Origin of the sequence: Oryzihumus leptocrescens (assembly GCF_006716205.1) — a bacterium.
Lineage (GTDB): Bacteria > Actinomycetota > Actinomycetes > Actinomycetales > Dermatophilaceae > Oryzihumus > Oryzihumus leptocrescens.
Genome location: NZ_VFOQ01000001.1, coordinates 1,725,920 through 1,746,163 on the forward strand (window position 1 = coordinate 1,725,920; position 20,244 = coordinate 1,746,163).

Sequence of the window (20,244 nt, forward strand, 5' to 3'; positions counted from 1 at the left end):
GGGGGTGAGATGCGGGGTGCGCCTCAGCCGGCGGGCCCGCTGGCGGTGACCGGTCCCACGGTCAGGTTGCACGCCTGCAGGTGGCTGGGCTGGCGCAGCGGGCTGCGCTGTCCGGGTGGGTAGACCTGCACGGTGGCCGTCTTCCAGGCCGGGTCGCAGCCGGTGCCGGGGATGGTCGCGTCGACCGTCCGCACGACGAAGGCGCCCGCCTGGCCCGGTCGCACGAGCACGGCGCGGTACGCCTGGCCGGTGCGGGTCGCCGGGTGCTGGATGACCGCGCCGTCCGCCGACAGCAGGGCGAACCCGGGGTAGCCCCGCAGCGAGCACGGGTGGGCGCCGCCGTTGCGCAGGAAGAACGTGGCGTAGAAGCTGCCGGCGGTGCCCTCGACGTGGCCGGCGACCAGCCGCAGCTGTGCCGTGGTGCAGGCGCCCACGCCCGTCGGGGTCGCGGTGCCCGGTGCGCTGGTGGGGGAGCCCCCCATCGTGGAAGTGGGGGAGGACGAGGGCTGAGCGGCGGTCGTGCTGCTCGGTGACGGCGGGGCGGCCTGGGGCGTCGTGGTCGTGCCGCAGCCCGCCAGGGCGAGCAGGGCGGCGGCTCCGCTGAGGGCCAACGGTGGTCTGCGCATGGCGGCCGGCTCCTTTCGCCCCCGGGCCGATGGCGACCGGGTGGCTCGTGCGTCGCAGCCGCGGTCAGCGCCGGGAGGCGCAGGGCTGCTCACCCTTGAGACGTCCCGGAACCCTTCGCGGTTGGCGGCCCGGCGGGTCGGGACGCGGAAGGCCCCGGCCGCAGTGCGACCGGGGCCTTCTGGTGTGGTGTCCGGAGGGGGACTTGAACCCCCACGCCCGATAAAGGGCACTAGCACCTCAAGCTAGCGCGTCTGCCATTCCGCCACCCGGACGAGGGTGAGTGTCGGTGCGCCCTGCGGCGTTCCAACGGGTCGGAACGATAGCACGCACCGAGGGGCATCTCCGAACCCGCCACCCGGCCCCCGAATAGGGTGGAGCCCATGACCTCCAACGATGCTCGCGCTACGTCCGTCGCCCCCGAGGACGAGGTCGTGCGGATCTGCCAGGACCTCATCCGCATCGACTCGACCAACTACGGCGACGGCAGCGGGCCGGGGGAGCGCAAGGCCGCCGAGTACGTCATGGGCCAGCTCACCGAGGTGGGTCTGGACCCCCTGTACGTCGAGAGCGAGCCGGGCCGGGCGAGCGTCCTCGTGCGCGTGGCGGGGGAGGACCCGAGCCGTCCCGGCCTGGCGGTCCACGGCCACCTCGACGTGGTCCCGGCCAACGCCGCGGACTGGCAGGTGGACCCCTTCTCGGCCGAGGTGCGCGACGGCTGCGTGTGGGGTCGCGGCGCGGTCGACATGAAGGACATGGACGCGATGGTGCTGGCCAACCTGCGTCACCTCGCCCGGACCGGCACGAAGCCCCCGCGGGACCTGGTGTTCGCCTTCTTCGCCGACGAGGAGGCCGGCGGGGTCAAGGGCAGCCACTGGGTCGTCGACCACCACCCGGAGGTCTTCGAGGGGGTCTCCGAGGCGATCAGCGAGGTCGGCGGCTACAGCGTCACCTTCCCGGCGAAGGGCACCGGCGAGCCGACCCGCGCCTACCTGCTGCAGACCGCGGAGAAGGGCATCGCCTGGCTGCGGCTGCGCGCCCACGGCCGGGCCGGCCACGGCTCGGTGCCCAACGGCGAGAACGCCGTGGTGCGGCTGGCGGAGGCGATCGCCCGCATCGACGCGCACGTCTGGCCGCGGGAGTACATCGCGTCGGTCCGCGCCCTGCTCGACGGCCTCAGCGAGCTCACCGGCACGCCGTATGACGACCGGTCGCCCGAGGAGCTGCTCGTCCACCTCGGCGGGGCCCGGGGCTTCGTCCAGGGCACGCTGCAGGACACGGCGAACTTCACCATGCTCGACGGGGGCTACAAGCACAACGTCATCCCGCAGAGCGCCACGGCCTCGCTGGACTGCCGCTTCCTGCCCGGCCACGAGGATGACCTGATGTCGGTCATCCGCGAGCTCGCCGGTGAGCACGTCGAGGTGGAGGTCGTGCACCGGGACATCGCCCTGGACGCGCCGTTCGAGGGGGCGTTGGTCGACCGGATGAAGCAGGCGCTGCTCGCCGAGGACCCGGGCGCGGCGATCCTGCCGTACTGCCTCTCGGGCGGGACGGACAACAAGGCCCTGAGCCGTCTGGGCATCACCGGATACGGGTTCGCGCCGCTGCGGCTGCCGGCCGACCTCGACTTCGCCCCGATGTTCCACGGCATCGACGAGCGCGTGCCCCTGGACTCGCTGCGCTTCGGGACGCGTGTCCTGCAACGGCTGCTGGCTGACTGCTGAGTCGTCACTGCGGGTGACGGCCCGCATCACCCTGTGGGGTACGTCACGTGACGTACCCACGCGTCGTTGTCCCCAGCACCGGACGTCCGCGCGCAGAGCGCGGCCAACGCAGGAAAAGGGGGATGGACACGATGAGTCGTCGTCTGAACAACACCGTGCTCCGCGGCGCCGCGGCAGTGGTCCTGGCGGGTGGGGCAGCACTCGCCCTGGCGGGAGGTGCCCGGGCGGACGGGCTGCCGCTGCCTCTGCCATCGACACCGTCGCTACCGGCACCTGCCCCGTCCTCGTCGACGTCGCTGCTGCCGGCCAGGGTCGACCTCAACCTGCCCGTCCTGAAGCAGGCACCCCAGCCGCCGGCCTCGCCGCTGCCGCCGGTGAGCGCGGCCCCGGCGCCCGCCCCGCTCGTGGACGGGCTCACGCAGGCCAGCACCGGGGTCAAGGGCGCGCTCGACCAGGTGGGCCAGGCGACCGCGGGCACGCCGCTGTCGCTGCTCAACACCAGCGGCGCAGCGGCCAGGCTCGCGGCGGTGACCGTCGACGCCGACCCGCTGGCCACGGCCTGCGTCCAGGCCACCGGCACCGGCACGGGCCTGGCCAACGTCGACCTGACCGCCCTCGGCGCCGACGTGGGCACCCCGGTGCAGCAGACGCTGCCCGGTGTCGTGAACGCCTGCCCGGCCGGCACGGGCGCAGGCACCGGCAACGGCACGCCCGGGACCGGCACCGACACGCTGGCCACCGCAGGCGCCACTGCCGGCAGCCTCGTGGGCGCCTGCGCCCGGCTGACCACCTCGGTGGTCCCCGTCGAGAGTACCGTGGTGGTGCTCGACCAGGACTTGGTCACCTCGCTGACCAAGGCGGGCCTGCCGCTCGACCAGCTGGTCGTGCCCTGCCCCACCGACGGCAACGGCGGTGGCGGGTCCGGCGGTGGCACCGGTGGGACAGGCGGTGACAGCGGTGGCTCCGGCGGCGCGTCCGGCAGCGCCGGCACGGGCACCGGCGGCTCGAGCTCGGCCGCCAGCGACGTCCCCTCACTCGGGGGCAGCCTGCCCTTCACCGGAGCTCAGGTCTCGCTCTTCCTGGTGCTGGCCTCGGCACTGCTGGCCTCGGGCGCGACGCTGGTCGCCCGGGCGCGCCGAGCCGGCACGGCTGCGGTGCGACTGGTCTGAGCCGTACCGGATGACGCCACCGGGTGGCCCTCCGTGGGGGAGGGGCCACCCGGTGCGCTGTGTCAGGGCGAGACTCGGAGGGGTCGGCTCCCGGCCCGCCGTGGCGTCTAGGCGGTGCGCTGGGCCCGGATGATGCGACGGCGCAGCCACGCCCGCCGCGCGCCGCCGAAGTAGAGGCGCATCCGGGACAGCTCCCAGTGGCCGTACTCGGCGTGCTCGGTGATGACACGACGGACGTCCCCGCGGGACATGTCGCGGGGGAAGCTCAGGACGCGCCACTCGTACTCGACCACCCTGCCCATTCTGGCCCAGAACCCGCTACCTTCAAGGCATGACCGCCGATCCGCGCGCCGCCCTTGCCACGTTCGTGGCTGCCCTCGAGCGCCATCTGGAGGCCTCCGCCTCGCGGCGGGGTGAGAATGACCCGACGGTGGTCGCGGCCTACCAGGACCTGGCGGACGCCTTCGACGACTACGACGACGCCCTCCTCGACGCCTACGGCGAGGTGACCCCGCTGGAGATCTACAGCGGGCCCTTCGATGACGAGGACCTCGACGAGGACGACGACGAGCTCGACGACCACGACGACGAGGACGGCGACGGCGGGGTCTACCTCGGCCTGGACGACTCCGACTACGAGGAGACGCCGGCGCGCTGAGCCGGCGGGCTCAGCAGGACACGTCGTCGAGCGCCTGGACGAGCTCCGGCGGCAGCGACAGCGACTCGCTGGCCAGCGCCGTGCGCAGCTGCTGCAGCGTGCGTGCCCCGACGACCGGTGCCACGACGCCGGGCCGGTCCCGCACCCACGCCAGGGCCACCTCGGCCGGGGACACCTCCAGCCCGCGCGCCGCGATGACCAAGGCGTCGACCACCTGTGCGGTGCGTTCGCCCAGGAACCGGCTGGTGAATCCGGGGTAGTCGCGTGAGGCCGCGCGCGAGTCCGCCGGTATGCCGTGGCGGTACTTGCCGGTCAGCACGCCCCGGGCCAGCGGGGACCACGGCATGAGGCCGAGACCGAGCGCCTCGGCGGCCGGAGCCACCTCGTCCTCGACCCTGCGGCTCAGCAGGGAGTACTCGACCTCGTTGGCCACCAACGGGATCGAGCGCGCAGACATCAGCGTGGCCGCGTGGGCGCTCTGCCACCCGGAGTAGTTGGAGACGCCCACGTAGCGGGCGCGACCGCTGGTGACGGCCCACTCCAGTGCCGACAGCGTCTCCTCGAGCGGGGTGTCCGGGCTCCAGGTGTGGACCAGCCACAGGTCGACGTAGTGGGTGCCGAGCCGCTCCAGTGAGGTGTCCAGCTGGTTCATCAGGGCCCGGCGGGAGGTGTCCACGACCCGGTCGCCCGAGCGCCGGGAGATGCCCGCCTTGGTGCAGATCGCGAGGTCCTCGCGCTCGACCAGGTCGCCCAGGAAGCTGCCCAGGGCCTGCTCACTGAGCCCATCGGCATACCCGTGGGCGGTGTCGACGAGGTCTCCGCCGGCGTCGAGGAACGCCGCCAGCTGGTCGCGGGCCTCGTCCGGGGCCGTCTCGCGGCCCCACGTCATCGTGCCGAGCGCCAGGCGCGACACCGACAACCCCGACCGGCCCATCCTCCTGTGGTGCATGTCTCGGACTGTATCGACGCCGCCCCCTCCCCACGGTGGAGCCCCGCCGATAGCCTCCCGGCCATGAAACTCGGTCTGAACCTTGGCTACTGGGGCGCCGGCAACGACGCGGACAACATCGCACTCGCCAAGGAGGCGGACCGGCTGGGCTACTCGGTGGCCTGGGTGGCCGAGGCCTACGGCTCGGACACGCCCACGGTGCTGGCGTGGGTGGGAGCACAGACCGAGCGGATCGACCTCGGCGCCGCGGTGATGCAGATCCCGGCGCGCACGCCGGCGATGACCGCGATGACGGCCGCGACGCTGGACACCCTCTCCGGTGGCCGGTTCCGGCTCGGCCTGGGTGTGTCCGGCCCCCAGGTGAGCGAGGGGTGGCACGGCGTGCGCTTCGAGGCCCCGCTGGGTCGCACCCGCGAGTACGTCGACATCGTGCGGATGGCCCTGCGGCGCGAGACGGTGCGCTACGACGGCAAGCACTACACGCTGCCGCTGCCGGACGGCCCCGGCAAGGCCCTGAAGCTGACCGTGCACCCGGTCCGTGAGCAGATCCCGGTCTACCTGGCGGCGGTCGGGCCGAAGAACCTCGAGCTGGCCGGCGAGATCGCCGACGGCTGGCTGGCCATCTTCTTCAGCCCGGAGAACGCCAAGGAGCTGCTCGAGCCGCTGCGCGCCGGCGCGGCGAAGGCGGGCAAGGGCACCGAGGCCGACCCGTTGGCCGGCTACGACATCGTGCCCACCGTGCCGGTGGTGCTCGGCGACGACCTCGAGGCGGCCGCGGAGCCGCTGCGGCACTACACGGCGCTGTACATCGGCGGCATGGGCTCGCGGGAGAAGAACTTCTACAACCAGCTCGCCGTGCGGATGGGCTACGAGGAGGCGGCCGCGAATGTGCAGGACCTGTACCTCGCGCGGCAGCACCGGGACGCCGCGGCGGCGGTGCCGCTCGAGCTGATCGACCGGACCGCGTTGATCGGCCCGCGTGACCGGGTCAGGGATCGCCTCGTACGCTACGCCGAGGCCGGCGTGTCGACCCTGACGATCTCGCCGTTCGCCGGCTCCCTCCAGGAGCGGGTGCACGTGGTGCGAACCATGGCCGAGCTCATCGGCGAGACCGGCCTCGCCGAGTAGACCACCGACCGACGCGAAAGTGGCCCCGTGGAGCACCTGACCTACCTCGACTCACTCGTCCTCGGCATCGTGGAGGGGCTCACCGAGTTCCTCCCGGTGTCCTCGACCGGGCACCTGACCATCGCCGAGAAGATGCTCGGCCTCAACGTGGACGACAAGGCCGTCACGGCCTACACGGCGATCATCCAGATGGGTGCGATCCTGGCGACGTTCCTCTACTTCGCCAAGGACATCGCCCGGCTGCTCGGCGCGTGGTTCGGCGGGCTGCGCAACCCGCGCATGCGCGACGACCACGACTACCGGCTGGCCTGGGCCGTCATCGTCGGCTCGCTGCCGGTGGGCGTCGTGGGCTTCTTCGCGAAGGACCTCATCACCGGTGCGCTGCGCAGCCTGTGGGTCGTCGCCGTGGCCCTGATCCTGTGGAGCGGTGTCATGTTCGTGGCCGAGGTGCGCAACAAGGAGCTCGCGCGCCAGGGCTACCACCGCGGCGAGGGGTCGATCACGATGCGCGACGGCGTCATCATCGGCATCGTGCAGTGCTTCGCCCTCATCCCGGGCGTCTCCCGCTCCGGTGCGACGATCTCGGCGGGCCTGCTGCGCGGCATCGACCGCGTCACGGCCACCCGGCTGTCCTTCTTCATGGCCATCCCGGCGCTGACCGCGGCCGGCCTGTTCGAGCTCAAGGACGTCGACCCCAAGGTGGTCGGCATCGGACAGCTCCTCGTCGGGATCGTCGTCTCGTTCGTCGTGGCCTACGCCTCGATCGCGTGGCTGCTGCGCTACGTCTCGGGCCACCGCATCACGACGTTCGTCTGGTACCGCATCTTCCTCGGCGCCGCGCTGATCGTGATCCTGGCGGCGGGGCTGCTCAGCGCCACTTGAGCCGGCGGGACATGACGAGGGCCGCCTTGCGGGGCGGCCCTCGTCATGTCGGTGCCCAGGGCCGGCCGGCTCAGAGCCAGCCGGACCGGCGGAACGCGCGGTACAGGCCGAGGCAGGCCACGGCCATGACGCCGAGCACGATGAAATAGCCGTAGTGGTAGTGCAGCTCGGGCATGTTGTCGAAGTTCATCCCGTAGATGCCGGCGATCATCGTGGGGACCGCGGCCATGGCGACCCAGGCCGAGATGCGCCGCATGTCGTCGTTCTGCTGGACCGAGATCTGGGCCAGGTGGGCGTTGAGCACGTCGGTGAGCAGCCGGTCGTAGGACTCCGCGTGGTCGTTGACCCGCAGCAGGTGGTCGGAGATGTCGCGGAAGAAGGGCCGGGCCTCGTCCTTCATCCCGGGCAGCTCCTCGTCCTCGGCGAGACGACGCAGCGGCTCGGCCAGCGGCACGCTGGCGCGCTTGAACTCCAGCACCTCGCGCTTGAGGTTGTAGATGCTCGGGGCGTGCACCTCGCGGGAGCCGGAGAACACCTGGCGCTCGATCCGGTCGAGGTCCTCCTCGAGCTCGGTGTCGATGACCGTGTAGTTGTCGACGATCGAGTCGATCACCGAGTAGGCCACCGCCAGCGGTCCGTGCTCGAGGTGCTCGGGGGAGTGCTCAAGCCCGGACCGGACCCCGGCCAGCGGGTTGGCCTCGCCGCGACGGACGGTGACCACGAACTGGTCGCCCACGAAGAGCATGACCTCGCCGGTCTCGATGTCGGAGGTGGCCTCGACGTAGCGCAGGGTCTTCAGCACGATGAACAGCGACCCGTCGTAGACCTCGAGCTTGGGGCGCTGGTTGCCCTTGACGGCGTCCTCGACCGCGAGGGGGTGCAGCTGCAGCTCGTCGTTGACGAGGGCGAACTCGGCGTCGGTGGGGTCCTTCAGGCCGATCCAGATGAAGCCCTCGCCGCGCCGTCGCAGCAGCTCCAGCTCGTCGCTGAGGTCTCCACAGTGCATGCGTTTGCCGTCCCGGTAGACGGCCTGGTCCACGATCACGAGGTAATGTCACCACGCTTTGCGCACCGAGGCGAACACCCGGCATACAGTGGCGTGCGTGCCGATCTGCCTCCTCGTCCGCCACGGGCGCACCACTGCGAATGCGAGCGGGACCCTGGCCGGCTGGACGCCCGGGGTGGGGCTGGACGACGTCGGGAGGCAGCAGGCCCGTGACCTCGCCCTGCGGCTGCGCGAGGTGCCGGTCGTGCGCCTGGTCAGCAGCCCGTTGCAGCGCTGCCAGGAGACCGCCAAGGAGCTGCTCGAGGTCATGGACGGGGTGGCCCTGGACGTCGAGGACGCCCTGGGCGAGTGCCGTTACGGGGCGTGGACCGGGGGCCGGCTGCAGGACCTGGCCCAGGAGCCGCTGTGGCGGGTGGTCCAGGACCAGCCCAGCGCGGCGCGCTTCCCCGATGGCGAGGAGTTCCCGGGGGAGTCCATCGCCCAGATGCAGCACCGCGCGGTGGAGGCCGTGCGTGCCGTGGACGCCGCCGTGGAGCAGGCGCACGGCCCGGATGCGTTGTGGCTGTTGGTGTCCCACGGTGACGTGATCAAGTCGGTCCTGGCCGACGCCGCGGGCACGCACCTCGACCACTTCCAGCGGATCGTCGTGGACCCGGCCTCGCTGTCGGTGGTGCGCTACACCGCGCGCCGGCCGTTCGTCCTGCGGGTCAATGACGCCGGCGCCGACCTGCGCTCGATCGTCCCGCCCCCGCGACCGGAGAGTGCCGACGACGAGGACCGGCCCGACACGACGGGAGACGCCGCCGTCGGCGGTGGCGCGGGCGGCGCGGACTAGGCTCGAGCCATGCCGGTGATCGACTTCGACCCGCCCGACCGCTTCGTCGCGGGCACCGTGGGCCCGCCCGGGCAGCGCACCTTCTTCCTCCAGGCCAGCTCGGGGCGTCGCCTCGTCAGCGTCTCGCTGGAGAAGCAGCAGGTGAGCCTGCTCGCCGACCGCATCAACGACCTGCTCGACGACTTCGCCGGGGGATCGGCCACCGAGGCCGTCGCGGCCGAGGTCGAGGACAACGCCCCGCTGGACACCCCGATCGAGGACGAGTTCCGCGTCGGCAGCATGAGCCTGGCCTGGGACGCCGGGCGCGAGGTCGTCATCCTCGAGTGCCACGACAACGACGAGCCGGTCGAGGTCGACGAGGAGGGGGACATCGTCGCGCCTCCCGGCCCGGAGGGCGAGGAGCCGACCATGCTGCGGGTCGCGATCGCGCCGGCCGCCGCCCGGGCGTTCGCCCGTCGCTGCGCCTCCCTGGTCGCGGCCGGCCGCCCGCCGTGCCCGTTCTGCGGTGGCCCGCTCGACCTGACCGGCCACATCTGCCCTCGCGCGAACGGCTACAAGCGCTGAGCGCTGAGCTGACGCCACCGAGCACCGCGGACGAGGTGTCCGCGGTGCTCGAGCTGCTCACCCTCGGCGAGATCGAGGTGCAGGGCCGGCTCGTCGACGCCTCCAACCTCGCGCTGCTGACGACCGTCGAGCACGCGGGTCGGACCGCGCACGCGATGTACAAGCCCGTCCGGGGCGAGCGGCCGCTGTGGGACTTCCCCGAGGGGACGCTCGCCGGCCGGGAGACGGCCGCCTGGGTGGTCTCCGAGGCCGGCGGCTGGGGCGTCGTCCCGCCCACCGTGCTGCGCGAGGGGCCGCTGGGGCCGGGCTCGGTGCAGCTGTGGATCGGCCCGGCGGAGGAGGACGTGGACCTCTCGGCGCAGGAGGTCCTCATCGACGTCGTCCCGAGGTCGCGGGTGCGCCCGGGGTGGCTGCCGGTGTTCGAGGGCGAGTCGCACCGGGGTGAGCCCGTGGTCGTGGTGCACGCCGACCGCCCGGACCTGGCCAGCACTGCCGTCCTGGACGCCGTGATCAACAACGCCGACCGCAAGGGCTCGCACCTGCGGCTGGAGGCCGGGAGCCTCTGGGGCTTCGACCACGGCGTCAGCTTCAACGTCGAGCCCAAGCTCCGCACCGTGCTGTGGGGGTGGATGGGCCAGCCCCTGCCGGAGCGCGACCTGGAGCGGCTGGGGCGCCTGTCGGCCGAGCTGGCCGACGAGTCCTCCGCGGTGCGCACCGCCCTGGCGCCGCTGCTCACCGCCGAGGAGGTCGAGGCGCTGCGGGCGCGGGTGAGCCGGCTCCTCGGGCGTGGCCGCTTCCCCCGCCCCGGTGGCGGTTGGCCGGCCGTCCCGTGGCCACCGCTGTGAGTGCCGCCGGTTAGGCTTCGCGGGTGATCTCCTGGCCGATGCCCTCCCTGCCCGCGATCCCCGGCACGGGCCTGCCCGTGCGCGTGTTCGACACCGCCGCGGGCGTGGTGCGCCCCCTGACCCCTGGGCCCGTGGCGCGGATGTACGTCTGCGGCATCACGCCCTACGACGCGACCCACATCGGCCACGCGGCGACCTACGTCACCTTCGACCTGCTCGGCCGTGCGCTGCGCGACGCGGGGCACCAGGTCGTCTACGTCCAGAACGTCACCGACATCGACGAGCCGCTGCTCGAGCGCGCCGAGCGTGACGGGGTCGACTGGCGCGAGCTGGCCGAGCAGGAGACCGCGCTGTTCCGCGAGGACCTCACCGCCCTGGAGGTCATCCCCCCGGACCACTTCGTCGGTGCGGTGGAGAGCATCCCCGCCGTGGTGGAGTCGGTGAGCAAGCTGCTCGTCGACGGCACGGCATACCGCGTGCCGGTGCCCGACGGCGAGGGTGAGCCGGGGGCGAGCGACGTCTACTTCGACCTGTCCACCCAGCCCGGCTTCGGCCAGGTGTCGTCCTGGGACCGCGAGCAGATGATGGCCGTCTTCGCCGACCGGGGTGGCGACCCCGACCGGGCGGGCAAGCGCGACGCCCTCGACCCGCTGCTGTGGCGGGCCGCCCGCGCGGGTGAGCCGTCCTGGGAGGGCGGCGACCTCGGTGACGGCCGCCCGGGCTGGCACATCGAGTGCACCACGATCGCCCTCGAGCACCTCGGCATGAGCTTCGACGTGCAGGGTGGCGGCACCGACCTGGTCTTCCCGCACCACGAGATGTCGGCCGTGCAGGCCAGCGGGCTCACCGGCACCGAGCCGTTCGCGCGCGCGTACGTGCACCAGGCGATGGTCGGGCTGCACGGCGAGAAGATGAGCAAGTCGCGGGGCAACCTGGTGTTCGTCTCCGCACTGCGGGCCGAGGGCGTCGACCCGATGGCCATCCGTCTCGCCCTCGTCGCGCACCACTATCGCACCGGGTGGGAGTGGTCCGACGCGGTGCTCGCCGAGGCGCAGGAGCGGCTGGCCACGTGGCGGGAGGCGTTGTCCGTCAACGCCGGCCCCGACGCGACGGCGACCATCGAGCGCATCCGCGAGTGCCTCGCCGACGACCTCGACGGCCCCGGTGCGGTGGCGGCGGTCGACCGCTGGGCCCGGGAGTCGCTGACCCGCGGGAGCGAGGACCCGGCCGCGCCCGGCCTCGTGGCACGCGCCCTTGACGCCCTGCTCGGCATCCGCGTCTGACGCGGGTCGCACCCTCCTGACGACGAAGGCCCCGCGGTGACTGCGGGGCCTTCGTCGTGCCGGGTCAGCGGACGTGGATGGTCACGGTGGAGCTGGTCGCACCGGCGTGGTCGGAGTCGGCGTTCTTGACCACGCGCAGGACGTACGCCGCGCGGGCCCTGGGTTTCCAGGTCACCGTGTAGGTGCTCGCGGACGTCAACGTTGCGTGGTTCACCGTGGTCCACCGACCGCTGCCGAGGTAGCGCTGGAGGTAGACGTACTGCCGGTAGTGGTTCGGGGTCACCGTGCCGGACAGGGTCACCGTGCCGCCGAGCCGGAACGACGTGGAGCTGGCCCTGGCCGACACCGTCGGAGCCACGTAGATCGTGGTGCTGGCCCAGCTGTGCGCCCAGGGGGCGCTGTCGTCGAACTTCACGAGGTAGTCCTCGTTGCCGTAGGGGCTGAGCCCCGCGAACGCATAGCTGCCCTGGCCGGCCGTCGTCGTGACCCGGATGGCGTTTCCCCAGACGGCTGAGCCGTGAGGCTTCTGGTACAGCCAGATGGCCTGCCCGTTGATCCAGCTCGACGTCCCGGCCACGGTGAGCGCCCCGGACAGCGTCCCGCTGTGCGCGTAGGAGATCGTGATCGGCTTCGTCAGGGACAGCGTGGTCGGGTTGCACGTGTAGACCTTGACGTCGTCGACGTACCAGCCGTAGCTGCCCCAGGACAGGCTCGAGGCACCGATCACGAAGCGGACCCGGACCGACCTGCCGGCCAGGCTGCTCAGGTCCAGCCGGCTCGCGGTGTAGCCCTTGCTCGTGCCGACGAACGCGTCCTGGCCCGCCAGGGGGCTGTCGCTGCCGTCGACGGTGCCGGTGTAGCCGTTGACGTCGATCAACGGCCCGGCGTCCTGCCAGTGGGTGTCGTCTGCGGTGGTGGTGTACTCGACGCGCCCACCGTCACCGTAGAGGTGGCCCACGGGGTTGCCGTTGTCGTCGGTCCCGTCGAACTCGTCGAAGCCGTAGGCGTGGGCGAACCACAGGTAGGTGCCGACCCCGGGCACGATGGCGGTCGAGGTCCGCATCGCCACACTGAGCGTGGCCGGGGTGACCCCGTCACCCGGTGGGTCGTCACCCCACATGTTGTGGTGGCCGGTGTGCGGGAAGGCAGCGCCGTCAGGGGTGTTCGCGTCGGGGGCATTGACGAACCAGGTGCCCGAGTGCTGCGTGGCCGAGGTCGAGGCCACCTGCCACTGGGCGGAGGAGGCAGTCGGGTCCTCGAAGCCGTCGGACCACGACACGGTCGGGGTGCCGCCGTTGGTGCACATCGGCGCCATGGGCCGTGCGCCGGCTCCCGGCTTGGTGGGCGTCTTGTCCATCTCCGTGGCGTCGACAGCGTGCTGGACTGCGATGCAGTCGGCGCTGCGGAAGGTGTACGTGCCCTGCGGTCGGGGGATCGGTCCGACTGCCACCAGCGCGTTGCAGGCCTGCGGCAGCAGGTTATACAGGTCGGCGTAGTTGGCAGATGGCGTCATCATCCGCTCGACCGTGTAGTAGAGGTTCGCGACCTTCTCCAGCACCTCGGAACGGACAGCGTCCGGCTGGGTCAGGTCACGTCCCTCGTTGTCGGTCATGCCGGTGAAGGACGCGCCGTTGAAGGTGTTGGGGACCTTCGTCTCGAGGTGGGTGCCCTCCGTGATGAGGTAGGCCGCCTTGTTGCCGACGCTGCTGTTCTCGTGGACACCCCCGGCGTCGAAGAGGCCGTGCGCGTCCGTCCCCGGCTCCCACAACGTGCTGGTCATGGTGTCCGGCATCTGGTACTCGGTGGGGTCCTTCATGCTCCGGATCGCTCCGCCAGGCATGTCCTCACCGAGCTGCCAGTTGCTGCTCGCACCCTCGAGCGCGTTCTCGGACGTCTGCTGGACGAGCTCGCCCATCACGTCGGACATGGACTCGTTGATGGCGCCGGACTGGAAGTAGTAGAGGAGTCCGGAGGTGTACTGCGTGAGGCCATGGCTCAGCTCGTGGGCCACGACGTCTTCGGACTGGGCGAAGCCATCTCCGAACACCGCCTGGGTGCTGTTCCAGTAGGCATTGCCCCAGGGGCAGTCGTCCGTGGCAGCGCCGGAGCAGTAGCGCACGCTGGCTGTCATGGGCAGTGCGTGGTCATCGACGCTCGTGCGACCCAGCACCCTGGAGTAGAAGTCCCAGGTGTCCTGGGCGAACGCGTAGGCGTCCTTCGCATCCATGGAGATCCCCGGGTCCGTGGGTGCGACCACGGGAGCCCCCGACTGCGGACAGGTGTCGAGGGTCGTGCGCGTGTTGGCGAAGTCGCACACCTGGCCGGAGAACGTGCTGTCCGCGCGGTCGACCTCGCTGAAGTGCAGGACCACGGCGCCGCGGACGGCGTCGACCAGCACCAGCTCACGGACGTCCGGGCGCCCGGCGGCCGTGACCTCGGTGCGCCAGACCAGCGCCTGCGTGCGCTGACCGGGCGTCCCGAGCAGCCTCGAGTCGTAGACGGCCAGCTCGGGACGGCTCGCGCGCACGGCCGAAGCCGGGACCCGGTAGGCGCGCACGGGGACTCGGGCTGCCACCCGGGCCGCCACGGTCGCGCTGACTCGCGGCGTGGTGTCCACGGTCGTGTCCGAGGTGGTCGCCGAGTAGGCGGACAGCTGGTGGCTGCGGTCCAGCGAGACGGTGACCTCGCCGCCCAGGACCGGCACCCCACCGGACGTCTGCTGGTAGTGCACCGTGCTGCCCCAGGGCTGGTCGAGGACCTCGGGGGAGCGGACCGCCGGCTCGCCGACACCGGTCAGCGGGGCGAGGTGGCGCAGGTATGCGCGGGCCGCCGCGTCCGCGGAGCCCGTCGCCGGCACGTCGGAGGGGCGCGTGACCACGCGCGCCTTCCCGGCGCCGACGAAGGTGACCCGACCGCTGCCCTGGTCGTGCGCGATACGGGCCTGTCCGCGGGTGCGCGAGAGGAGCTCGCGCACGAGGGCGGAGCGGTTGTCCCCGCTGCCTGCCCGGGCCGCCGGGCTGGCAGCGGCGAGGCCGGCTCCGGGCAGCAGCGCCAAGGCTGCGGCGACGACGGTGACAACGGTGGTGGAGCGGGTTGGACGGCGCCGGGCCACGTGGCACTTCCCCCTGTTTGGTGCGGTTGGGACGATGGTGGCAGATGGTGCGTGCCACAGGGGGTGAATTCGCACGTTTGACAGGGTCCGGCGCGTCCCGACGCACAGCTGCGGCGCCAGGGGCAACGGGCAAGGGCAGGCAACCAGGGCGAGCCGCCGCTCGCGGCAGGGCTCAGCCGGCCGGGGGCTCGTCCCCCCGCCGGCGCAGGTAGCGCTCGAACTCGCGGGCGATGGCTTCTCCGGAGGCCTCGGGCAGCTCGGCGGTGTCCTGGGCCTGCTCGAGGGACTGGACGTACTCCGCGACCTCGTCGTCGGACTCGGCGAGCTCGTCGACCCCGTGCTCCCAGGCCCGCGCCTGGTCGGACAGGTCACCGTGGGGGAGCGTGGTGTCGAGCAGCTCCTCGATCCGGGAGACCAGGCCGAGCGTGGCCTTGGGGGAGGGGGTGCCGCCGGCGTAGTGCGGCACGGCGGCCCACACGGACAGTGACGGCAGCCCGGCCTGGGTCGCGGCGTCGGCGAGGACGCCCACGATGCCGGTTGGGCCTTCGTACTTGCTCGGCTCGAGGTCGAAGCGGTGGATGACGTCCTCGTGGTCGGAGGTCACCGTGATCGGGATCGGGCGGGTGTGCGGCACGTCGGCCAGCAGCGCGCCGACGGTGATGAACGTGCCGACGCCCATCTGCTGGGCGAACTCGAGGAGCTCGATGGTGAAGCTGCGCCAGCGCGTCGAGGGCTCGATGCCCTGGACGAGGATCACGTCGCGGTCCATCGAGGTCGACGTCGCCAGGAGGATGCGGGTGGTCGGCCAGCTGATCCGGCGCTGGCCGTCCTCGAGGACCACGCGGGGCCGGTTGACCTGGAAGTCGTAGTAGTCCTCGGGGTCGATCGCGGCGATCGGCTCGGCGTTCCAGACCTCGGCGAGGTGCTCGACGGCGGCCGTCGCGGCCTCCCCGGCGTCGTTCCAGCCCTCGAACGCGGCGATCATGACCGGGTCGCGCAGCTCCGGGACGTCCTCGAGCTCGATCACCGGTGGCCTCCTGTCGGTGCGCCTGCACCTGGTCGTGGCGTGCGCCACACGCAGTGTGTGGTCTGACCAGACTACGGAATGCCCCACCGGCGGGCATGCGGCCCGCCGATAGACTCTGGGCCGGTTCCCCGAGTGCGAAGGTCCACCACATTGAGCAGCCGCTCCGACCTCTTCCGCAAGGCCCTCTCCGAGCGCGTCCTCGTCGCCGACGGCGCCATGGGCACGATGCTCCAGGCCGCCGACCCGAGCCTCGAGGACTTCGAGGGCCACGAGGGGTGCAACGAGGTCCTCAACGTCACCCGCCCCGACATCGTGCGCAGCGTGCACGACGCCTACCTCGAGGTCGGTGTCGACGCGGTCGAGACCAACACCTTCGGGGCCAACCTGGGCAACCTCGGCGAGTACGACATCCAGGACCGCATCTACGAGCTGGCCGAGGCCGGTGCGCGGATCGCTGCCGAGGCCGTCGCCGCGTGGTCGACGCCGGAGCACCCGCGCTTCGCCATCGGCTCGGTGGGGCCGGGCACCAAGCTGCCCTCCCTGGGGCACGTCCCCTTCGCGACGCTGCGCGATGCGTATGCCGAGCAGGCGCGCGGGCTCGTCGACGGCGGCGCTGACGTCATCCTCATCGAGACCAGCCAGGACCTGCTGCAGGCCAAGGCCGCGGTCATCGGCGCCAAGCGGGCGCTCAGGGCCGCCGGCGAGGACCTGCCGGTCATCGTGCAGGTCACCGTCGAGACGACCGGCACGATGCTCATGGGCTCCGAGATCGGCGCGGCGCTGACCGCCCTCGAGCCGTTGGGGATCGACGCGATCGGCCTCAACTGCGCCACCGGCCCGGCCGAGATGAGCGAGCACCTGCGCCACCTGGCCAAGCACGCCCGCATCCCCGTCACCTGCATGCCCAACGCGGGCCTGCCGATGCTGACCAAGGAGGGCGCGGCCTACCCGCTCACGCCCCAGGAGCTGGCGGCGGCGCACGAGCAGTTCACCGCGGAGTTCGGTCTGGCCCTGGTGGGCGGCTGCTGCGGCACCACGCCGGCGCACCTCGAGCAGGTCGTCAAGGCCGTCGGTGGGCAGGCGGTCGCGCCGCGTCGACCGCGCCCGGAGCCGGGCGTGGCCTCGCTCTACCAGGCGGTGCCGTTCCGCCAGGACGCGTCGTTCCTGTCCATCGGTGAGCGCACGAACGCCAATGGTTCCAAGGCTTTCCGCGAGGCCATGCTCGACCAGCGCTGGGACGAGTGCGTCGAGATCGCCCGGGAGCAGACCCGCGACGGCGCGCACCTCCTCGACGTCTGCGTCGACTACGTCGGTCGCGACGGCGTCGACGACATGCGCTCGGTGGTCAGCCGGCTGGCGACGTCCTCGACGCTGCCGCTGGTGCTCGACTCCACCGAGCCGGCTGTCGTCGAGGCCGGCCTCGAGCTGCTCGGCGGGCGCGCGGTCGTCAACTCGGTGAACTACGAGGACGGCGACGGCGAGGACTCCCGGTTCCGCCGGATCATGCCGGTGGTGCGCGAGCACGGCGCCGCCGTGGTCGCCCTGACCATCGACGAGGACGGGCAGGCCCGCACCCGCGAGCACAAGGTCGCGGTGGCCACCCGGCTGATCGAGGCGCTCACGGGGGAGTGGGGGATGCAGGTCAGCGACATCATCGTCGACACCCTCACCTTCCCGATCGCCACCGGCCAGGAGGAAACCCGCCGCGACGCGGTCGAGACGATCGAGGCCATCCGCGAGATCAAGCGGCGCTATCCCGACGTGCAGACGACCCTCGGCGTCTCCAACGTCTCCTTCGGCCTGAAGCCCGCCGCGCGGGTGGTGCTCAACTCGGTCTTCCTGCACGAGTGCGTCAAGGCCGGCCTGGACTCGGCGATCGTGCACGCCGCCAAGATCATCCCGGTGGCGCGCATCCTGGAGGACCAGCGCGAGGTCGCCCTCGACCTGGTCCACGACCGGCGTCGCTGGGCGGGCGAGCCCGGCCAGAGCGAGCTGCTCTACGACCCGCTGGCGCGGCTGCTGGAGCTGTTCGAGGGCGTGGACTCGGCCTCCCTCAAGGCCTCCCGGGCCGACGCGCTGGCCGCGCTGCCGCTGGAGAAGCGCCTGGAGCAGCGGATCGTCGACGGCGAGCGGCAGGGCCTGGAGACCGACCTGCAGGCCGCCCTCGACAAGGGGCTGACCGCCCTCGACGTCATCAACGACAACCTGCTCGCCGGCATGCGCACGGTCGGTGAGCTGTTCGGCAAGGGCGAGATGCAGCTGCCGTTCGTGCTGCAGTCCGCCGAGGTGATGAAGGCCGCCGTGGCCTGGCTGGAGCCGCACATCGAGGGCTCCGCCGACGGAGGCCGGGAGGCCAAGGCCCGCATCGTGCTGGCCACGGTCAAGGGCGACGTCCACGACATCGGCAAGAACCTCGTCGACATCATCCTGAGCAACAACGGCTTCGACGTGGTCAACATCGGCATCAAGCAGCCGGTCTCGGAGATCATCCGGGCCGCCGAGGAGCACGACGCCGACGCGATCGGCATGAGCGGCCTGCTGGTGAAGTCCACCGTGGTCATGAAGGAGAACCTCGAGGAGCTCAACTCCCGCGGCCTGGCGGCGCGCTGGCCGGTGCTGCTCGGCGGGGCGGCCCTGACCCGGGCCTACGTCGAGAACGACCTCGCCGAGGTCTACGAGGGCCAGGTCCGCTACGCCCGCGACGCCTTCGAGGGGCTGCGCCTGATGGACGCCGTGGCGGCGGCCAAGACCAACCCGGAGCTGTCCGTCGAGGACACGCTGCCGGAGCTGCGCAAGCGCCGGGTCCGCCAGGTGGCGACACCGGAGAGCGACGACGCGGCCCTGGCCGACACGACGCGCTCGGACGTGGCGACCGACAACAGCATCCCCACGCCGCCCTTCTGGGGCACCCGGGTCGTCAAGGGGATCGCGCTGGCCGACTACGCGGCATACCTGGACGAGCGGGCGACGTTCCTGGGCCAGTGGGGCCTGAAGGGCTCGCGCGGCGAGGGCGGGCAGTCGTATGACGAGCTGGTCGAGACCGAGGGCCGGCCGCGGCTGCGCATGTGGCTGGACCGCGTCAAGACCGACAACCTGCTCGAGGCGGCCGTGGTCTACGGCTACTTCCCCTGCTACAGCGAGGGCAACGAGCTCGTCGTCCTGCACCACGAGGGCGAGCTCGAGGGCCAGGAGCGCGCGCGGTTCCGCTTCCCGCGCCAGCGCCGCGACCGGCGGCTGTGCCTGGCCGACTTCTTCCGCAGCAAGGAGGCGTGGGAGGCCGACGGGCAGCCCGACGTCATCGCCTTCCACCTGGTCACCATGGGCGCCAGGGTGGCGGAGGCGACCGCAGAGCTGTTCTCGCGCAACGCCTACCGCGACTACCTCGAGCTGCACGGCCTGTCGGTGCAGCTGACCGAGGCGCTGGCGGAGATGTGGCACGCGCGGGTGCGTGAGGAGCTCGGCTTCGGCACCGAGGACGACCCGGACCTCGTCGGGATCCTGCGCCAGGCCTACCGTGGGTCCCGCTACTCCTTCGGCTACCCGGCCTGCCCGGACCTCGAGGACCGGGCCACGCTCGTGGAGCTGCTCGACCCCTCGCGGATCGGCGTGAGCCTGTCCGAGGAGCTTCAGCTGCACCCCGAGCAGTCCACCGACGCGCTCGTCGTCCACCACCCGGAAGCCAAGTACTTCAACGCGACATGAGCCACTCCGCCGCTTCGCCCCTGCCCGCCGCCGTCCTGTGGGACATGGACGGCACCCTCGTCGACACCGAGCCCTACTGGATCGCCGAGGAGCACGCGCTCGTCGAGGCCCACGGCGGGGTGTGGACCGACGAGCACGCTCACCAGCTCGTCGGCAACGACCTCATGGTGTCCGCGGAGTACATCCGTGCGCACTCGCCGATCTCGTTGTCGCCGTTGGAGATCATCGAGGAGCTGCTCGCTGGCGTCGTGCACCGCGTCAAGGAGCACGTTCCCTGGCGCCCGGGGGCGCACGAGCTGCTGCACGGGCTGGTCGAGCACGGCGTGCCGTGTGCACTCGTGACGATGTCGTGGCGTTCCCTGGCCGACGTGTTCGTCGCGTCGGTGCCGGCGGGGACGTTCTCGGCGGTGATCACCGGCGACGAGGTGGCGCACGGCAAGCCCCATCCCGAGCCCTACCGCGCCGCGGCGCGGGCGCTCGGTGTCGACCTTGCCGACAGCATCGCGATCGAGGACTCACCGACCGGGGTGGCCTCGGCCGTGGCTGCCGGGGTGCGCACCATCGCGGTGCCGCACGTCGTGCCGGTGCCGATCCACCGCGGAGCGGTGCAGCTGCCGTCCCTGCGGGGCCTGACCCCGCCGGACCTCAACCGCCTCTTCCTCTGAGGCGCGTGCCGGGGGAGCGGACCGGCATACCGGCTCGTCCGTCCGCCCGGGGGCAGCAGGGGTGGCCA

Annotated in this window: 17 protein-coding genes and 1 tRNA gene; 11 read left to right on the forward strand and 7 right to left on the reverse strand. The window is 72.1% G+C overall.

Annotated elements, in window-relative coordinates; all coding sequences use genetic code 11:
• Positions 1–23: 23 nt before the first annotated feature.
• Together FB474_RS08110 and FB474_RS08115 are read right to left on the reverse strand one after the other, a co-directional pair.
• Positions 24–626 (reverse strand): DUF4232 domain-containing protein, encoded by a 603-nt coding sequence (locus tag FB474_RS08110; RefSeq protein ID WP_141788188.1) that lies wholly within the window; start codon positions 624–626, stop codon positions 24–26.
• A gap of 185 nt (positions 627–811) precedes the next feature.
• Positions 812–899, reverse strand: a tRNA-Leu gene (locus tag FB474_RS08115).
• 108 nt (positions 900–1,007) lie between these two features.
• Here FB474_RS08115 and FB474_RS08120 point away from each other — a divergent pair.
• Positions 1,008–2,351: a M20/M25/M40 family metallo-hydrolase gene (locus tag FB474_RS08120; RefSeq protein WP_141788189.1), complete on the forward strand. Its 1,344-nt coding sequence runs from the start codon at positions 1,008–1,010 to the stop codon at positions 2,349–2,351.
• 131 nt (positions 2,352–2,482) lie between these two features.
• Entirely contained in the window at positions 2,483–3,520 is a 1,038-nt protein-coding gene (locus FB474_RS20740) for a hypothetical protein (RefSeq protein WP_185746096.1), read from the forward strand.
• Between the two features lie 107 nt (positions 3,521–3,627).
• Here the strand turns inward: FB474_RS20740 and FB474_RS08130 are convergent, their stop codons facing one another.
• Positions 3,628–3,822 carry a DUF5703 family protein gene (locus tag FB474_RS08130; protein WP_141788190.1) on the reverse strand — a complete coding sequence of 65 codons (195 nt, stop codon included), beginning with the start codon at positions 3,820–3,822 and terminating at the stop codon, positions 3,628–3,630.
• Between the two features lie 29 nt (positions 3,823–3,851).
• Here FB474_RS08130 and FB474_RS08135 point away from each other — a divergent pair, with 29 nt between their 5' ends.
• Complete coding sequence (locus tag FB474_RS08135) at positions 3,852–4,178, forward strand: primosomal protein (protein ID WP_141788191.1); 327 nt, start codon at positions 3,852–3,854, stop codon at positions 4,176–4,178.
• 10 nt (positions 4,179–4,188) lie between these two features.
• Here the strand turns inward: FB474_RS08135 and FB474_RS08140 are convergent, their stop codons facing one another.
• A complete protein-coding gene (locus tag FB474_RS08140; RefSeq protein WP_141788192.1) occupies positions 4,189–5,127 on the reverse strand; it encodes an aldo/keto reductase in 939 nt (312 codons plus the stop codon).
• 63 nt (positions 5,128–5,190) lie between these two features.
• Between FB474_RS08140 and FB474_RS08145 the strand changes: the two genes are divergently transcribed.
• Entirely contained in the window at positions 5,191–6,255 is a 1,065-nt protein-coding gene (locus FB474_RS08145) for an LLM class F420-dependent oxidoreductase (protein WP_141788193.1), read from the forward strand.
• Between the two features lie 27 nt (positions 6,256–6,282).
• Positions 6,283–7,137 (forward strand): undecaprenyl-diphosphate phosphatase, encoded by an 855-nt coding sequence (locus tag FB474_RS08150; RefSeq protein WP_141788194.1) that lies wholly within the window; start codon positions 6,283–6,285, stop codon positions 7,135–7,137.
• A gap of 70 nt (positions 7,138–7,207) precedes the next feature.
• Here FB474_RS08150 and corA read toward each other — a convergent pair whose 3' ends face one another.
• Positions 7,208–8,182, reverse strand: coding sequence for a magnesium/cobalt transporter CorA (gene corA, locus FB474_RS08155; RefSeq protein WP_141788195.1), 975 nt, complete (start codon positions 8,180–8,182; stop codon positions 7,208–7,210).
• A 58-nt stretch (positions 8,183–8,240) separates the two neighbouring features.
• On the opposite strand from corA, the gene FB474_RS08160 reads away from it, so the two are divergent.
• From FB474_RS08160 to mshC, 4 genes are read left to right on the forward strand one after another with little or no spacing between them, the layout of a single operon-like run.
• A complete protein-coding gene (locus FB474_RS08160) occupies positions 8,241–8,978 on the forward strand; it encodes an MSMEG_4193 family putative phosphomutase (protein ID WP_141788196.1) in 738 nt (245 codons plus the stop codon).
• Between the two features lie 9 nt (positions 8,979–8,987).
• Positions 8,988–9,542 (forward strand): DUF3090 domain-containing protein, encoded by a 555-nt coding sequence (locus FB474_RS08165; protein ID WP_141788197.1) that lies wholly within the window; start codon positions 8,988–8,990, stop codon positions 9,540–9,542.
• 44 nt (positions 9,543–9,586) lie between these two features.
• Complete coding sequence (locus tag FB474_RS08170; RefSeq protein ID WP_342778105.1) at positions 9,587–10,387, forward strand: SCO1664 family protein; 801 nt, start codon at positions 9,587–9,589, stop codon at positions 10,385–10,387.
• A 23-nt stretch (positions 10,388–10,410) separates the two neighbouring features.
• A complete protein-coding gene (gene mshC, locus FB474_RS08175; protein ID WP_141788199.1) occupies positions 10,411–11,670 on the forward strand; it encodes a cysteine--1-D-myo-inosityl 2-amino-2-deoxy-alpha-D-glucopyranoside ligase in 1,260 nt (419 codons plus the stop codon).
• Between the two features lie 64 nt (positions 11,671–11,734).
• On the opposite strand, the gene FB474_RS08180 is transcribed toward mshC, so the two are convergent.
• Together FB474_RS08180 and FB474_RS08185 are read right to left on the reverse strand one after the other, a co-directional pair.
• Positions 11,735–14,782: a M4 family metallopeptidase gene (locus FB474_RS08180; RefSeq protein WP_141788200.1), complete on the reverse strand. Its 3,048-nt coding sequence runs from the start codon at positions 14,780–14,782 to the stop codon at positions 11,735–11,737.
• Between the two features lie 172 nt (positions 14,783–14,954).
• Positions 14,955–15,809, reverse strand: a complete 855-nt coding sequence (locus FB474_RS08185; RefSeq protein ID WP_141788201.1) for a PAC2 family protein — start codon at positions 15,807–15,809, stop codon at positions 14,955–14,957.
• A gap of 150 nt (positions 15,810–15,959) precedes the next feature.
• Between FB474_RS08185 and metH the strand changes: the two genes are divergently transcribed.
• On the forward strand, positions 15,960–19,511 hold the full coding sequence (gene metH / locus FB474_RS08190) for a methionine synthase (protein WP_246092089.1): 3,552 nt from the start codon (positions 15,960–15,962) through the stop codon (positions 19,509–19,511).
• Complete coding sequence (locus FB474_RS08195; protein WP_141788203.1) at positions 19,508–20,176, forward strand: HAD family hydrolase; 669 nt, start codon at positions 19,508–19,510, stop codon at positions 20,174–20,176. The genes metH and FB474_RS08195 overlap by 4 nt, the downstream gene beginning before the upstream one ends.
• Positions 20,177–20,244 lie beyond the last annotated feature (68 nt).

Coding starts and splice junctions, on each gene's coding strand:
- FB474_RS08145 (WP_141788193.1), top strand. CDS start 5,191: ATGAAACTCGGTCTGAACCTTGGCTACTGGGGCGCCGGCAACGACGCG.
- FB474_RS20740 (WP_185746096.1), top strand. CDS start 2,483: ATGAGTCGTCGTCTGAACAACACCGTGCTCCGCGGCGCCGCGGCAGTG.
- FB474_RS08135 (WP_141788191.1), top strand. CDS start 3,852: ATGACCGCCGATCCGCGCGCCGCCCTTGCCACGTTCGTGGCTGCCCTC.
- FB474_RS08140 (WP_141788192.1), bottom strand. CDS start 5,127: ATGCACCACAGGAGGATGGGCCGGTCGGGGTTGTCGGTGTCGCGCCTG.
- FB474_RS08110 (WP_141788188.1), bottom strand. CDS start 626: ATGCGCAGACCACCGTTGGCCCTCAGCGGAGCCGCCGCCCTGCTCGCC.
- FB474_RS08195 (WP_141788203.1), top strand. CDS start 19,508: ATGAGCCACTCCGCCGCTTCGCCCCTGCCCGCCGCCGTCCTGTGGGAC.
- FB474_RS08165 (WP_141788197.1), top strand. CDS start 8,988: ATGCCGGTGATCGACTTCGACCCGCCCGACCGCTTCGTCGCGGGCACC.
- FB474_RS08120 (WP_141788189.1), top strand. CDS start 1,008: ATGACCTCCAACGATGCTCGCGCTACGTCCGTCGCCCCCGAGGACGAG.
- FB474_RS08130 (WP_141788190.1), bottom strand. CDS start 3,822: ATGGGCAGGGTGGTCGAGTACGAGTGGCGCGTCCTGAGCTTCCCCCGC.